This is a genomic window from Candidatus Binatus sp. (assembly GCF_036567905.1).
In the GTDB taxonomy this organism is placed as follows: Bacteria; Desulfobacterota; Binatia; order Binatales; family Binataceae; genus Binatus.
On sequence record NZ_DATCTO010000064.1, the window covers coordinates 1 to 14,853 of the forward strand.

Consider the following 14,853-nt stretch of genomic DNA (forward strand, 5'->3'; position numbering starts at 1 on the left):
CGGCGGCGCGGTCGCGATCTTCATGCTGCTGGCGTACCTTGCGCGCGAACAGCAGGTGCGGGGAGAGCATTCGCCGGGGTCAGGCCTGGACTGGCTGATGCTGGGCGTGACCTGCCTGTTCTTCGGGCTGGTGTGGACGCGCTGGTTCAAGCGCCGTTGGAAATCCTGGGTCCTGCTGTACAGCCTGTTCGTGATCGGGATGTTCATCCTGATCAGCCGAGTTACGGGAGACCCGGAGTCGCGCTTTGTCGCGATCATACTGTGTCCGCTGGCAACCGCGGCGTTCGTGAGCTGGGGCACGCGCTGGCAGCTTGCGATGGCTGTCACGGCGCTACTGGGCTATGCCGCGGCCGAGTACCTGGTGCCGATTGCAACGCCATACGGAATCTACCGATGGATGGGTCTGGTCACAGCGGCGATCTTGGCTCAATACGCGGCGATTTTCATCGGCCGATTCCGCCGCCGCCTCAAGAAACAGGTGCAGGACCTGGAGGGAGCCGCGCGGTTCCGGCAGATGCAAATCGCGACGATGGCGCATGACATTCGCAGTCCGGTCGCGGCGCTGAGCGGCTACGTCAATCTGCTCGAGGAGGCAGACATCACTCCAAAGGAGCGCACGGACCTGCTCGAACGAATCGGTTCGACCGCGTGGAACATGGACCTGGTGGTGAGCAACGTGCTCGACTACTACGAGGTGCAGGAAGACGACGTCATCCCGGCGCCGGCCGACCTGGATCCGAACCAGGTGCTCAGCGAGGTCGCGGAGGATTGCGCCCGGCAGGCGCGGCGGCGGCGCCTGAACCTACGCATCGAGATCGCGCGGCTGCCGGCGTGCAAACTCGACCGGCGTCATGTCGGGCGGATCGTGAGAAACATGCTCGCGTATGCGATCGGAAGGACGACGAGCGGCGAAGTCGTGTTGCGCGCGCGGATGCGAAACGAATCGATTGCGGTCGAGGTCACCGACAACGGCCCGTCCCTTTCACCGGCGGAACTGGAAGCGCTGTTCGAGCGCCCCAACAAAAGCGGGGATCGCGGCGCGGTCCGCGGACTGGGACTGTATATCGCGCGCGCGATGGCGGAGGCGGCCGGCGGCCGGGTCGAAGCCCGCTTCGCGGACGGCCGGCATGGACTGACGCTGGTCGCGGAATTGCCGCTTGAAGCGCAACCAGCGAAAGCGCGCACGCCGTGAGCAAACTGCCCGACGCATCCCGCAAACTATCCGGCGAATTCGAACTCATCGCGCGACTGAGCGCGGGAATCCGCCTCAGCCGCCGCACGATCCTCGGCCCCGGCGACGATTGTGCAATTGTCTCGCGGCCGCGGGGGCAGACCCTGTTTACCATCGATAGCATGGTCGAGAATGTTCACTTCGATCTGCGATGGGGCAGTGCGCAAGCGCTTGGTGCGCGCGCCCTCACAGTCAACTTGAGCGACATCGCGGCGATGGGCGGGCGTCCGACCGCTTGCGTCGTGAACCTGGCCGTGCGCGAGGGAATTGCAACGCGGACGCTCGAACGGATTTACGCGGGGCTGCGCGATGCGGCGCGCGAAGCCTCCACAGATATCGTGGGCGGCAACATTACGCGCGCGCGCGAGCTGTCGATCACGATCGCGATGCTCGGCGAGGTTGGGCGCGCTGCGATGCGACGAGATACGGCGCGTCCCGGCGACGAGATCTTCGTGACCGGCACGCTCGGCGATGCGGCGCTCGGCTGGCGCATCCTGGCGCGCAAGCTGAAGCCGCGCGGCAATGCGAAAAAAGATCGCGCCGCCAGAAAATATCTCGTCGGGCGATTTCTGCGCCCGCAAGCGCGGCTGTATCCCGGCCAACGCCTGGCGGCGCTCAGGCCCGCGCCGGCTGCGATCGACGTCAGCGACGGATTCATGCAGGACCTGGGTCACATCCTCGAACGAAGCGGCGTCGGCGCCGAGATCGACGCCTCGCGAATCCCGGTTTCGCCGGCGTACCGTGCGCTGATGGGCGACAATCTCGTGCACGCGCTCACCGGCGGCGAGGATTACGAACTGATCTTCTGCGCGAGGCCCGGCCTGCGCGAATCCGAACTGTCGCGCCGCCTGCGCGTCGGGGTGCGGCGAATCGGCACGATCGTTCGGGGCAGGCGCGTGAACCTGATTGGTGATAGCGCACCGAATATCGCAGGATGGGATCAGCTGCGATCACGCGGTTAGATAGAAGCGATGATGTTCATGCTGCCTCTGGCGGTCCTGGCGCTTATCGTGCTCAGCGCCACGCTGGCCGCGTCCGAGACGGCGCTGTTCTCGATGGCGCGGTTGGAGCACACCCGCGAGCAGATGAGCCTTCTTGTGCAGCACGCGCTCGACCGTCTGATGCGCCGGCCGCTCGAGTCGTTGATCGTCATCATCGGGCTGAACGAAGCGTGCAACATCTTCGCCGACTGCCTCGCGACGATCATTGCGCTGGCGTGGCTTGGCGACAAATGGGGACCGATCGTCGCGGCGCCGGCGATGCTCGCGATCGTACTTTTGTTTTGCGACATTACGCCCAAGACATTCGCACTTGGCTTTCCGGCCGCGGTGACGTGGATCACGGCGCGGCCGCTGGCGGCGCTCGCCGATTTTGTTCATCCGTTCGCCCGGCATTTCACGCCGCTGGAGCAAGCACCGCGCCCGGGCCCGGTCTCCGAGGCGGAGTTCAAGACGCTGCTCAGGCTCGGCGAGCACCAGGGACAGGTTGAACCCGCCGAGCGCGCGATGATTCATCGTGTGTTCGACTTCGGCGCGCGGCGCGCGGCTGAGGTGATGACGCCGCGGGAGCGAATCTTCTCGCTCGACATCGAGATGCCGGTGGCGCAGCTGGTGACGGAAATCGCGCACGAAAATTTTTCGCGCGTGCCGGTCTATCGCCACAGCCAGGACAATATTGTCGGAATTCTGCACGCCAAGGATTTCGCGGCGCGCCGCCTGGAGCCATCGCCGCCGCGCGTGGAGCGCTTGCTGCGGCCGGCGTATTTTGTCCCGCCGGGCAAGCTGCTCGCCGATTTATTTGACGAGATGCGCCGCGGGCGCTTTCAGATCGCGCTGGTGGTCAACGAGTACGGCCGCCTGCTGGGTTTGGTGACGCTCGAAGACCTGCTCGAGGAATTATTCGGCGAGATTCGCGACGAGTTCGAAAGCGAAATTCCCGAGCTCACGAAAATCTCCGACCACGAATGGTCGGTGTCGGGCGCAATCGCGCTGGGCAAGCTGGCGGACGCGCTCGCTCCGGCGCGCGTAGTCGAAGCCTATGGCGGCGGCAAGACGCTGAGCAGCCTGGTCCTGCGCAGGCTCAAGCGCGTGCCGCGCGCGGGCGAGAAGCTGAGGCTCGGAGAATTCGAAGCCACCATCGAGCGCGTGCGCGGCGCGACCGTCGAGCTGGTGAGGATGCATCGATGACGATGGCTTGGCTGATCGTCGCGCTGGCCGGATGCCTCGTGGTGCAGGCGTTTTTCGCCGCCTCAGAGATCTCATTGGTTTCAGCCGACGATTTGAAAGTTCGCGCCGGGAGCGAAGGCGGGCACGAGCGATCGCGAATGCTCGGCGAATTGCTGGCCAATCGCGATCGTTTGCTGGCGCTGACGCTGACCGGTACGAACCTCGCCACGGTTGTCGCGGCGGTCCTGCTCACCAGCTTCCTGCATCAAATCCGGCCGCACCTGGTTTATCTCGCGCCATTTATTCTGACGCCGATTACTCTGGTGCTGGGCGAATGGATACCGAAGCTGCTGACGCTTGGAAATCCGCACGCGTTTGCGCTGTTCGCCACGCGGCCGTTGCGTTTGCTTGCGGCCGTGCTCGCGCCGCTGCTCGGCGCTGAGACTGTCCTGAGCCGATTGCTTCGCCGGCTTGCGGGTGTGCCGGCCGATGCCGGGAGCGTGTTCCTGAGCCGCGAGGATTTAGCGCGCTTGATGCGGCGGCGGCCGGGCGACGCATCCGAGCAGCCGCACGACGCCATCCTGCCCGCCGAGCAACTGATGATCAGCCGAATCTTTCGCTTCTCGCAAGCCGATGCGCGCAAGGCGATGGTGCCGCTGGTCGGTGTCGATGCGGTGCCGGAGGAAACCTCGCTTGCGGCGGCGATCGAAACTGTCCGCCGCGAAGGGTTCAGCCGCATCCCGGTCTTTCGGCGTCGAATCACGGACATCGTTGGCGTCGTTCATGTTTTCGATCTTTTGCAAGCGCCCGATCTCAGCCGCCCGGTGAGCGAAGTGATGCGGCCGGTCAGTTATTTTCCGGAATCGATGCCGCTCGACGAGGTGCTGGTGGCGATGCAACGCACCGGGGAAAATCTGGCCGTGATCGTCGATGAGTATGGCGGCTCGGCTGGAATTCTCACGCTGGAGGATCTGATCGAGGAGATCGTCGGCGATATCGAGGACGAACGCGACCTTGGCGAGGAGCTGGCCAAAATAGTCAGTCCGCGCGTGCTGTCCGTGATCGGGCGCGCGCCGATCGCGGAGCTGAACGAGCGCTTCGGCCTCAAGCTTCCGGAGGCGGATGAGTATGCTACCATCGGCGGGCTGGTGGTCGAACGACTCGGGCATATTCCCAAGCCCGGCGAAAAATTAATCGAGGGCGAGTTGACGATCACTGTCACGCGCAGCGACGCACGGGCGGTGCGCGAACTGATGCTGACACTTGCGCATCCGATCCGCCCCGAGCTTCTCAAGCGACGATGACCGAAAAGCGAATCCGCCAAATCCTCGACGGTGTTGCCGCGGGCAGCATGACTCCCGCCGCGGCGTTCAAACGCATCCGCGAGTTGCCGTTCGAGGATCTTGGATTTGCCAAGCTCGACAGCCACCGGAGCATCCGGCGCGGCATTCCCGAAGCAGTTTTCGGCGAGGGCAAAACGGCCGATCAGCTCGCAGCGATCGGACGGCGGGTGCTCGCGTCAGGAACCAATCTCATAATCACGCGGCTGGCCGCGGACAAGGCGCGCATCGTCAAACGCAAAATTCGCGCGCTGGTGTACCATCGCGACGCGCGGATTGGCGCGGTGGTCAAGGAGCGCCGCAAGCCGTCGGGACGCGGCATCGTGATGGTGTTGAGCGCGGGCACCTCCGACATTCCGGTAGCCGAGGAAGCCGCGCTGTGCGCCGAGCTGTTCGGAAATCGGGTGGCGCGGGTTTACGACGTCGGCGTCGCGGGAATTCATCGCCTGACTGCGCACCTCGAAGTGATTCGCGAGGCAAGCGTGCTTATTGTCGTCGCCGGCATGGAAGGCGCCCTGCCCTCGGTCGTCGCCGGCCTGGTGGATAAGCCCGTGATCGCCGTGCCGACCAGCGTGGGCTACGGCGCGTCGATGGGCGGGCTGGCCGCGCTGCTGGGAATGCTGAATTCGTGCGCGAGCGGCGTAACTGTCGTCAACATCGACAACGGGTTTGGCGCGGCGCTGGCGGCGACGCTGATCAACCGGGTGGGACTCGAGCGCGACGGCCGCTGATGGCGAAACACACGTCAATCACCAGCGGGCGCGCGCGCCGCGCGATCAAGATGGGCGAGCTCGCGTCGCAAGTCGGCTCCAGCTACCTGTGGAATCAGCTGAGGCGTCCGTTTCTGAGCGCGCCCGCGCGCGATCGCGAGCTGCTGGAAACTCACATCCGCAACGCGCAGCGAATTGTCGAGAGCTCCAAGCAGCTTCGCGGCGCCTTCATGAAGCTGATCCAGATGCTCTCGATTCGCAGGGACCTGCTGCCCGGCGAGGCGCTCGACGTGCTGCGGACGACGCAATCGAGCGTGCCGCCGATGAGCTACGCGACTATCTCGGAACAGATTCGCAGTGAGATTGGCAAGCGGCCCGAGGCGATCTTCAGAAGTTTCGACCAGACCGCGTTTGCCGCCGCGTCGCTCGGACAGGTGCATCGTGCGGTCACGCGCGACGGTATCGACGTCGCGGTGAAGATTCAGTATCCGGGTGTCGAGGATACGGTCGAGCAGGATCTGGGCAATCTCAAACTGCTGCTGCGCACGCTGCAGGCGCTCGGCCATGACGTGATGCGCCAGCAAATCGACACCGGCGCCGTGTACAGGGAACTCGAGCAGCGCCTGCGCGAAGAGCTCGACTACGTGAACGAAGCCCGCAACATGGTGGAGTTCGGCCGGCGTCTCGGCGCGGATCGCGAAATCATGATTCCGCGCTTCATCAAGGAGCTGAGTTCGCGGCGCGTGCTGACGATGACCTACCTCGACGGCTATCCGCTGGCAGACGTGATGGGACCGGAGGTCGATTTTGAATTGCGCAAATGGGTCGCGATCAAGATTCACCAGTTCGCGTGGCGGCAGATCCTCGAGTTCGGGATGCTGCACACGGATTTTCATCCGGGCAACTACCTGGTGAGCCACCACCCGCGCCTGGGCGTGCTCGACTTCGGTTCGATTCGGCGTTTCCCGGAACCGGTGCGCAAGGCGCACCTGCAAGTCGCGCGCGCGATTCTGAGCGGCGACGACAAATCGCTGGCGGCGGCGATGGTCAAGCTGGGTTACCTCGGTCGCAATCAGGATGCGGCGCCGATGGTCAGAATCATCCACATCCTGTTCGAGCCGATGAGGATGGATCGCGCCGTCGATCCCCTCGAATACGATACGGTCGGCAAGGCGGCCAAGGTCGGCGAGCTGGCGCTGCAGAATCGGCTCTACCAATCGCCACCGCACAGCGTGTTTCTGATTCGCGCGCTGATTGGGCTGGAGGGAATCACGCGCGGACTCGCGGTGAAGACCAACTACCGGCGGATCTTCGCGGATTGCGTCGAGCGAATTGCGGGATGATCGATCCCGCCGGGATTGGCAATCCGGAGATTCTCGACGCGCTCGAGCGCCATCGCGACTTTCACTTCAGGCGGGTCGCGCCGCGGCGCGTGACCGGCGAGAAGAGCGCGCTCAAATTCATCGACGAGGTCGGATTTTGCACCGGATTCACCGCCGGGATGGGCGTGCCGTGCCTGCGCGAGGCAATCGCGGGAACGCGTGAACCCACGATGCCGGAGCACATCCAGCACGACTACGCGATCGGGATGACATGGCGGATAAAGGACGCGTTGCCGCAGCGCCGCGCGGTCTATTACGGCAAAGCGATCGCGCGACGCCCGAGCTTCATCGCGCGCGAGACCCTGGGCGCGTTTCTTAAGCTTCGCATCGAGCCGGGCGGCTATCGCAGGCTTTACCAGCGCGGCGGACTGTCGCATTGCGGCAAACTGGTGATGGACGCTCTCTCCAAACGCGGCGCGGCCGAGACTCGCGTGCTGAAGCTCGCGAGCGGCTACGCGCAACCGTCGCGCCGCGCGGTGTTCGACCGTGCGATGGCGGAGCTGCAGGAAAAATTTCTCGCGCTCAAAGTGGACGAGCGCGCCGACCCGTTCAGCTACGTGTGGGACACGATGGAGCATCGATGGCCCGACGCGATTGCCGAGGCTCGGGCGCTCACCCGGAAGCAGGCGGCGTATGTAATTGTCGCCAAATATTTCGCGACCGCGGCATTCGGAAGTGAACGCGCGATCGCGCGAATGCTGGGAATCGATCCGGCGCTGGTCGAAGCTGCGGCGCGCCGACTCGAGCGCGAGGGAACGATTGCGCGCGGCGTGAGAATCGACGGGCGCCCGGGTGCGATCAGCCTGCTTTCCAGGTTCGCGCCGTAGCGCGATGTTGAAAACTTCGACTCCCCCTTAACCTTCCTAACAGGGCGAAGCCCGCATCTTTTCTTAACCTTGGGTGCAGGGGTCACCCCTGGCCGTTGGCACGGCTGGCCGGTATGAAGACCCGTTGGCACGGGAAGCCAGTATTAAGAAAGGAAAACACGGCGCGCCCGCAGCAGTGGCCGCGCGCGACAACGGAGCGCGGCCTTAACATTGGGTGCAGGGGTCACCCCTGCATCACCACTGCTCGTAGTGCACGGCGCGGCGCTCGTAGCCCGCCCCGCGGAGCAGGTCGCGCAATCGAATCACGCCCTTGCCGACGCCGCAGATATAGAACTGGCGCGTGCGATCGGCGTCGCCGATGACCCATCGAGCTTGCGCCAGCTCGGACAGACGATCGTAGATTTTTTCGGCAGGCGCAATCACGGTCTGGTACGAAAAATTCGGCGCGGTCCGCGCCAACTCGCCGAGTTCGGCGGCGTACAGGATGTGCTCGCGATCCGGCGCCGCGTAAATCAAATGGATCTTCGGCGGCGCAGCTTCGCGCGACGATGAAGCGAGCGCCCGCTTCAGCATCGGGCGGATCGGCGCGATCGCCGTTGCCTCCGCGATAAAGCCCGCTTCCGCCGCCGGCGCGCGATCGATCGTGAAGGCGCCGAACGGCCCGCTGAAATCGATCGTGTCGCCGACTCGCCGCTCGAACATCCATCCGACGCCGCGGCCGCCCTCGACGCGATTGAAGCAAATCTCGAATGGGCCGCGGTCTTCGGGGTCCGACGCGATCGAGTAGGGACGCGAGCGGGTTTCGTCGCCGAGCGGAATCGCTATCGAGATGAACTGGCCGGGGATAAATCGCAGATGTTTGCCGCTGGTGAGCGAGAGAAAAAGCGAGCGGGTGTCCGACGCGTGATCGAAAATCTTCGCGACGCGGGCATTGAGCGCCGCGCGCATGCCGGCCGCGGCGGGAAGCCGATCGCCTGTCATTCCTCGGCCGCCTCGCTGACCTGGTTAATCGTGTAGCGCGGGATTGTGACGACGATTTCCGCGTCGGGATCCTCGATGACCGCCTGGCATCCCAGCCGCGAGGTCGGAGTGAGTCCCGGCGCCTTGTCGAGCAGATCTTCTTCCTGCTCGCTGGACTCGCCGAGCTTGTTGAATCCCTGCCGTACGATCACGTGGCAGGTCGTGCACGCGCAATTGCCGCCGCATGCGTGTTCGAGATGGACGCCGTGACCCAGCATCACGTCGAGTATTGAGCCCGGCTTGCCGTCGTGATGAAACGGCGCCTTGGCAGGGTCGAACTCGATTAGTTTTTCGGGATCGCCGTTTTCGAATTGGATTCGCAGTTTCGCCATCGGACTGGGGTCGTAGTTGAGATTATGCGCTGCGTCGAGACGGCGAAACCGTCCCCGCATCGTTGAGGCTTCCGCGCTTGCATGTTCGCCTGATTTTCGCCATCATCTGCCATCGCACAAGCGCAGGGGGAGAAGACCCAATGGCGACGCTGACCAAGCGGCAGAAGCAGCTAATCGACTACCTGAACGACTATATCAGGGAACACGGCTACGCACCCACGCTGGCCGAGGTCGGCCAATACTTCGGGTTGTCGTCGCTCGCCACCGTACACAAGCATCTGCACAACCTCGAGCAGAAGGGGTTTATCAAGCGCCAGCACAATCACAGCCGGGCGCTCGAGGTCGCGACGCCGGAGAAACCTGAAGCGGCCAGGGCGATCCGGTTGCTCGGCACCGTTGCGGCGGGCGCGCCGATCGAGGCGGTCGAGAACCACGAAACCATCAGCGTGCCCGACGAGTTCATCCGGCGCGACAATACATTTTGTCTGCGGGTGAAGGGCGACTCGATGATCGAAGACGGCATCCGCGACGGCGATTACATAATCGTCGAAGGCCGCGACAGCGCCGACAATGGCGAGACGGTGGTTGCACTGATCGGCAACGAGGCGACGGTCAAGAAGTTCTACCGTGAATCGGGCGGACAGATCCGGCTGCAACCGGCCAACTCCGCGATGCAACCGATCATGGTCGGCGAGGGCGACCTGGCGATTCGCGGCGTCGTGGTCGGCCTGATGCGTCACTACCGCTAAGCACTCCTGGCTCACACGGCTTAACTAAAAATTCTGGCACGGCAGGGGTGACCCCTGCACCCAATGTTAAAAAGTTAAAAAGAAAGATGCGGGACTTCCTCCCGGTTAGAAAGGGAGGTTGGGGAAGACAAACGACTGACCGTCGAAAGGCGGCAACTCACGTGCGGATCGGATGAGCAGCCTCGGCAATTGGCTCCGCGATCGGGATTATGACGGTAAACACAGAGCCCCGCGGAAGCGCGGGCTTGACGATAATCTTTGCGCCGAGCGCTTCCACATTGCGCTGAACAACGGCCAGGCCCAGGCCCATTCCGCGATGATTGCGGATACTCGAGTGCGAAAGCTGAGCGCAGCGTTTGAATGCCTGCGCGACCATCGCGGCCTCGATGCCGGGTCCCGTGTCGCGGACTTCCAGTTCGACTGCGGAGCCGAGTTGGGATGTTACCGCCCGGCGAATCGCGATGGTGACGCTGCCTCGATCGGTAAACTTGATCGCATTGACCGCGAGGTTGAGCAGTATCGACTTGATCGGCCGGCGCCGCGAGCGAAAAACAGTGGGTGCGGCTCTGAGATCGAATCTGATTTCGAGGCCCTTGGAATCGTTGGCAGCCTCGAGCGCCGGAGCGAGCTCTCCAATCAGATCGGCCAGCCGGATTTCCTCTTCGTCTGCCGCCTCAGCCATCGCGTCCGCGACTGAAAAGTCCATCACGTTTTCGACCGTTTGCGCCAGATCGTGCGCGTTGGCGTTTATCCGCTCGATAATCTGCTTATGGCGGTCGTCAATTGCTTCGCTCAACTCGTCGCGCAGGATGTCGAGATAGCCGAGAATCGCCTGCACCGGCGAGCGAAGTTCGTGCGCAAGATTGGCTAGTGCTTCCATGTGCAGTCCCTGCTCCCATTGAACCGCCTGCATTCCCGAGCGGATGCCTTCACTCGCAGCCGACTCGACGGCTGCAATGCTCGCGTGACCATTATTTGACAGATTCGACAACTGCCTCTTTCCGATTCCTGGCCGGCTTCGCTACGCAGCGAATTTTCTGTGCGAGCTATGCGCGCCAACTGCTATCCACGTTGAAACAAAGCAGCCGGAAGGTGAATCGGAAAATCACCCGGATCACAGGGGAAAAGTGCCTAGTAGGAGTGGAAGGAATACCTAGCTGGGCCTGCTTGAGTCAGCTCCGCCAAGCGTATAACTATTAGTTTTTGTGTTAAAATTGTTTAAGTATAGATGTTAAGTGATCTATTGCATGGCGCCGCACGCAGAGCGGGCCACAGACTGTGAAGGAGGACCTCATGCCCCATTGGTACGAGGATAATTCAAAATCCATCGGGCACACACCGCTGATACGGCTCAACCGTGTCGTCGATGGGGCCCCGGCTACGGTGCTTGCAAAGATTGAAGGGCGCAACCCCGCCTATTCCGTCAAATGCCGAATCGGCGCGGCGATGGTTTGGGATGCCGAACAGCGTGGCCTGCTGGGCCCCGGCAAGGAACTGGTCGAGGCGACCAGCGGAAACACGGGGATTGCGCTCGCCTTCGTCGCCGCGGCCCGTAATCTCCCGCTGACTTTAACCATGCCGGAGACGATGAGTATCGAGCGCCGCAAATTGCTGATCGCGTACGGCGCGAAGCTGGTGCTCACGGAGGGGGCAAAGGGCATGCCCGGAGCGATCGCGAAGTCTGAGGAAATCAAGGCGTCGGCGCCTGATCGCTACGTGCTTATGCAGCAGTTCAAGAACCCCGCGAATCCCGCGATTCACGAGAAGACGACCGGTCCGGAAATATGGGACGACACCGAAGGTGCGGTTGATATTTTCGTGTCGGGCGTGGGCACCGGCGGCACCATCACCGGAGTCTCGCGCTACATCAAGCACACCAAAGGAAAACCGATTATTTCGGTCGCGGTTGAGCCGTCTGCCAGTCCCGTGCTCAAGCAGTTTCGAGCGGGTGAACCGCTGAAGCCCGCCGGCCATAAGATTCAAGGCCTCGGCGCCGGATTCGTGCCCGAAGTCCTGGATCTCTCACTGGTTGACGAAATCGAACCGGCTACCAACGAGGAGTCGATCCATTACGCGCTGCGCCTGGCACGCGAGGAGGGGATAATCTCGGGTATTTCGAGTGGGGCCGCCGTGGCGGTGGCCGCGCGGATCGCCAAACGTCCGCACAACGCGGGCAAGACGATCGTCGTCATACTGCCCGACTCCGGCGAGCGGTACCTCAGTACCACCCTGTTCGAGGGTCTCTTTGATCACTAATGGAGCGGGCAATGAACTCGCGAGATGAGGAAGACGGTAACGGCGGGATTGCAGGCTCGGATTGGAACCTTGACCGGATCGTCGCCGAACTGCGCGCCTCCCGCGCTGGTTCGCAAGCGGGAGGCAAGCGCGAGAAGGCCGCCCCGCTGCCATCGAAGGAGGCGGTGGCGCGCATCATCGACGGCCTGTTCGCGGCGCTTTTCCCCACCCACTTCGTTCTGCCGGATCTTACCGACGAGGGCATCGATTACTTTGTCGGGCACACGCTCGACGCGGCGCTGCGTTCGCTGGTCAACCAGGTGCGGCTGGAACTGCAGTTTGCATCCCGGCCACCGGACCAGAGCAGTCGCGATCAAGCGCGGGATGCGATCCGGATAACACGCGAGTTTGCCGCATGTCTGCCGAAGGTGCGCGCGGTGCTCGAAAACGATATTTTGGCTGCCTACCAGGGCGACCCCGCGGCCAAGAGCGTCGAAGAGGTACGGGTCTGCTACCCGGGCATTTGGGCCATCACCCACCATCGCCTCGCTCATCAACTCTATCTGCTGGGTGTCCCTCTGCTCGCCCGCATCATCTCGGAGCTTGCGCACTCGGCAACCGGGATCGATATCCACCCGGGGGCGAAGATCGGCGCGAGTTTTTTCATCGACCACGGCACCGGTGTGGTCATCGGAGAGACGGCCATCATCGGCCAGCGGGTGCGCTTGTATCAGGCCGTCACACTGGGGGCGAAGAGCTTTCCGGTTGGCGAAGACGGCACGCTGATCAAAGGCATCGCCAGACATCCCATCGTGGAAGACGACGTCGTGATCTATGCCGGCGCGACCATCCTCGGTCGCGTCACCATCGGCCGCGGGTCGACCATCGGCGGCAACGTCTGGCTCACGCGCAGCGTGCCGCCCGGAAGCAACATCACGCAGGCGCAGGTGCGCAGCGAGGAGTTCGATGAAGGCGCCGGGATATGAGCCGGCGCCATCTCGGCGGCTCAGCCGCTGATGAAGAACATTGCGATGTCGGCGTTCAGGTTCGGGTCGTCGTGAACTTCCTGGCCTGATTCGCTGTTCAGGCAGATCTCGCGCAGCACCCGAACGCCGATTGCATGGCAGAGCTCCCGAACATCGACGATCGAGGCGAATCGGCGATTCGGGGTGTCGTACCATTCGTAGCCGTAAAGCCCCGGCAGCTTGGGTGAGCGGCCCAGTTCGAAATACATCTCCCGCAGCTTGCGATAAGCGAAATTCGGAAAGCTGACGATGCCAAACCCGCCGACGCGTGTGATCTCGCGCAGGATGCCTTTGGTGTCGTCGATGCACTGCAAGGCCTGCGAGAGCACTACCACGTCGAAATGCCGATCGCGAAAGCCGGTCAATCCGCGGTTGAGGTCGGCATGGATGACGTTCAATCCGCGGCATACGCACGCGAGAACGGCCTTCTCGTCTACCTCGACGCCCACGACGCGGGAGTGGCCCCTGGCGACGAGTTCGGACATCAGTTGGCCGCTGCCGCAGCCCAGGTCCAGCACGCTGCTGTCGAGCGGAATCTGGTCCACCAGGATTCGGAGGTCCACGCGGTCGCCCTGAAAAAAGGTGCCCGACGATGGCGGTGGCGCCGGCGCCACGCTCGGTTCGACGACCTTCGGCGTCCCGGAAAGATTGGCAAAGAAGCCGCGGATCATCCCGCCGTAAGTCTCGACACTGTCGGCCAAAAGGAACGCGTCGTGGCCGCTCAAGCTGGTAACCTCGCAATACGACACGGGCTTGTCCAGCGCCAGCAAGGCGTCGGCGATCTCGCGGCCCTGTTCCGGCGGGAAAAGCCAATCGCTGCTGAAGCTCACCACCAGCCACTGGCACTGCGATGGCGCCAGCGCCGCCTGCAGCGCCTCGGGTCTGTCGCCCACGTCAAACATGTCCATCATCATCGACAGCGTGACGTAGCTGTTCGCGTCGAACCGCTCGACAAATCTGTCGCCCTGGTAACCCAGGTAAGCGCCGACCGAAAACTTTTTCTCGAATGCCGTGGCGACCTGCCGCGGACGCAGGCGGCTCGGACCGAATTTCGCGGTCATCGATTCGCGCGACAGGTACGTGATGTGCCCTAGCATCCGCGCCAGCGCCAGGCCCACCGCCGGCCCCTGCTCTCCGTAATATCGCCCGCCGTGATAGTGCGGGTCGTGCATAATCGCATTGCGCGCGACTACGTCGAACGCCAGCGCCTGGCTGGTTAGCCGGGGCGAGGTCGCCATCGCCACGCATCCACGGACCCGTTCGGGATAGCGCGTTGCCCAGGCGATCGCCTGATGACCGCCCATCGAGCCACCGATCACCGCCAGCAGCCGGCCCACGCCGAGGTGGTCAATCAGCCGTCGCTGCACTTCGACGGAGTCGGCAATGGTTACGGTGGGAAAGTCCGCCGCATACGGATTGCCGGTGAGCGGGTCGATGCTGTTGGGGCCGGTAGTGCCGCGGCATCCGCCCAGGATGTTGGCGCAGATGACGAAATAGCGGTCGGTATCGATGAACCGGCCCGGTCCCACCATGATATCCCACCATCCGGGATAATCCGCGTCGTCGTGCCGGGCCACGTGCGAGTCGCCGCTGATGGCGTGGCAAATCAGGACGGCGTTGTCGCCCGCCTCGTTTAGCTGCCCGTAGGTCTCGTAAGTGAATGTTACCGACGGCAGTTCGCCGCCGAGTTCCAGTTTGAGCGCAGTGTCGAAGGTGACCTGCCTGGCATGCAGCAGCGGCGCCGCGGTACGGACCGCGTCGCTGCTGTCGAAATCGCCCTGCCCCACCTTCGCCTGATGGGCGAGCGGCTGCGTGGCACGTCTATCCACTGGCTCGT

The 14,853-nt window shown here is 63.4% G+C and carries 14 protein-coding genes; 10 read left to right on the top strand and 4 right to left on the bottom strand.

Features of this window, described 5'->3' with window-relative positions:
- From VIO10_RS09995 to VIO10_RS10025, 7 genes are all read left to right on the top strand, one after another.
- Positions 1-1,192, top strand: a 1,192-nt coding sequence (locus tag VIO10_RS09995) for a HAMP domain-containing sensor histidine kinase (RefSeq protein ID WP_331963142.1), incomplete at its 5' end; no start/stop codon positions are given.
- Positions 1,189-2,193, top strand: a complete 1,005-nt coding sequence (gene thiL, locus VIO10_RS10000; RefSeq protein WP_331963145.1) for a thiamine-phosphate kinase — start codon at positions 1,189-1,191, stop codon at positions 2,191-2,193. The genes VIO10_RS09995 and thiL, both read left to right, overlap by 4 nt.
- 9 nt (positions 2,194-2,202) lie before the next feature.
- Entirely contained in the window at positions 2,203-3,417 is a 1,215-nt protein-coding gene (locus tag VIO10_RS10005) for a hemolysin family protein (protein WP_331963148.1), read from the top strand.
- Positions 3,414-4,700: a hemolysin family protein gene (locus VIO10_RS10010; RefSeq protein WP_331963151.1), complete on the top strand. Its 1,287-nt coding sequence runs from the start codon at positions 3,414-3,416 to the stop codon at positions 4,698-4,700. Before VIO10_RS10005 ends, VIO10_RS10010 begins: the two co-directional genes overlap by 4 nt.
- On the top strand, positions 4,697-5,467 hold the full coding sequence (gene larB / locus VIO10_RS10015) for a nickel pincer cofactor biosynthesis protein LarB (protein WP_331963153.1): 771 nt from the start codon (positions 4,697-4,699) through the stop codon (positions 5,465-5,467). Before VIO10_RS10010 ends, larB begins: the two co-directional genes overlap by 4 nt.
- The gene (locus VIO10_RS10020) at positions 5,467-6,789 is read left to right on the top strand and encodes an AarF/ABC1/UbiB kinase family protein (protein ID WP_331963156.1); all 1,323 of its coding nucleotides are present in this window, start codon (positions 5,467-5,469) and stop codon (positions 6,787-6,789) included. Before larB ends, VIO10_RS10020 begins: the two co-directional genes overlap by 1 nt.
- Positions 6,786-7,655, top strand: coding sequence for an AlkZ-related protein (locus VIO10_RS10025; RefSeq protein WP_331963159.1), 870 nt, complete (start codon positions 6,786-6,788; stop codon positions 7,653-7,655). The genes VIO10_RS10020 and VIO10_RS10025 overlap by 4 nt, the downstream gene beginning before the upstream one ends.
- Positions 7,656-7,889: 234 nt before the next feature.
- On the opposite strand, the gene VIO10_RS10030 is transcribed toward VIO10_RS10025, so the two are convergent.
- Positions 7,890-8,636: an FAD-dependent oxidoreductase gene (locus VIO10_RS10030; protein WP_331963162.1), complete on the bottom strand. Its 747-nt coding sequence runs from the start codon at positions 8,634-8,636 to the stop codon at positions 7,890-7,892.
- Positions 8,633-9,067 carry a 2Fe-2S iron-sulfur cluster-binding protein gene (locus VIO10_RS10035; protein WP_331963165.1) on the bottom strand — a complete coding sequence of 145 codons (435 nt, stop codon included), beginning with the start codon at positions 9,065-9,067 and terminating at the stop codon, positions 8,633-8,635. Before VIO10_RS10035 ends, VIO10_RS10030 begins: the two co-directional genes overlap by 4 nt.
- 80 nt (positions 9,068-9,147) lie before the next feature.
- Between VIO10_RS10035 and lexA the strand changes: the two genes are divergently transcribed.
- Positions 9,148-9,756: a transcriptional repressor LexA gene (gene lexA, locus VIO10_RS10040; protein WP_331963168.1), complete on the top strand. Its 609-nt coding sequence runs from the start codon at positions 9,148-9,150 to the stop codon at positions 9,754-9,756.
- A 157-nt stretch (positions 9,757-9,913) separates the two neighbouring features.
- Here the strand turns inward: lexA and VIO10_RS10045 are convergent, their stop codons facing one another.
- Positions 9,914-10,747: a HAMP domain-containing sensor histidine kinase gene (locus VIO10_RS10045; protein ID WP_331963171.1), complete on the bottom strand. Its 834-nt coding sequence runs from the start codon at positions 10,745-10,747 to the stop codon at positions 9,914-9,916.
- Positions 10,748-11,049: 302 nt separating this feature from the next.
- Here VIO10_RS10045 and cysK point away from each other — a divergent pair, with 302 nt between their 5' ends.
- Both cysK and epsC read left to right on the top strand, forming a co-directional pair.
- Entirely contained in the window at positions 11,050-12,012 is a 963-nt protein-coding gene (cysK, locus tag VIO10_RS10050; RefSeq protein ID WP_331963174.1) for a cysteine synthase A, read from the top strand.
- 11 nt (positions 12,013-12,023) lie between these two features.
- Positions 12,024-12,977 carry a serine O-acetyltransferase EpsC gene (gene epsC, locus VIO10_RS10055; RefSeq protein WP_331963177.1) on the top strand — a complete coding sequence of 318 codons (954 nt, stop codon included), beginning with the start codon at positions 12,024-12,026 and terminating at the stop codon, positions 12,975-12,977.
- Between the two features lie 20 nt (positions 12,978-12,997).
- Here epsC and metX read toward each other — a convergent pair whose 3' ends face one another.
- The gene (metX, locus tag VIO10_RS10060) at positions 12,998-14,845 is read right to left on the bottom strand and encodes a homoserine O-acetyltransferase MetX (protein ID WP_331963180.1); all 1,848 of its coding nucleotides are present in this window, start codon (positions 14,843-14,845) and stop codon (positions 12,998-13,000) included.
- Positions 14,846-14,853: the final 8 nt, after the last annotated feature.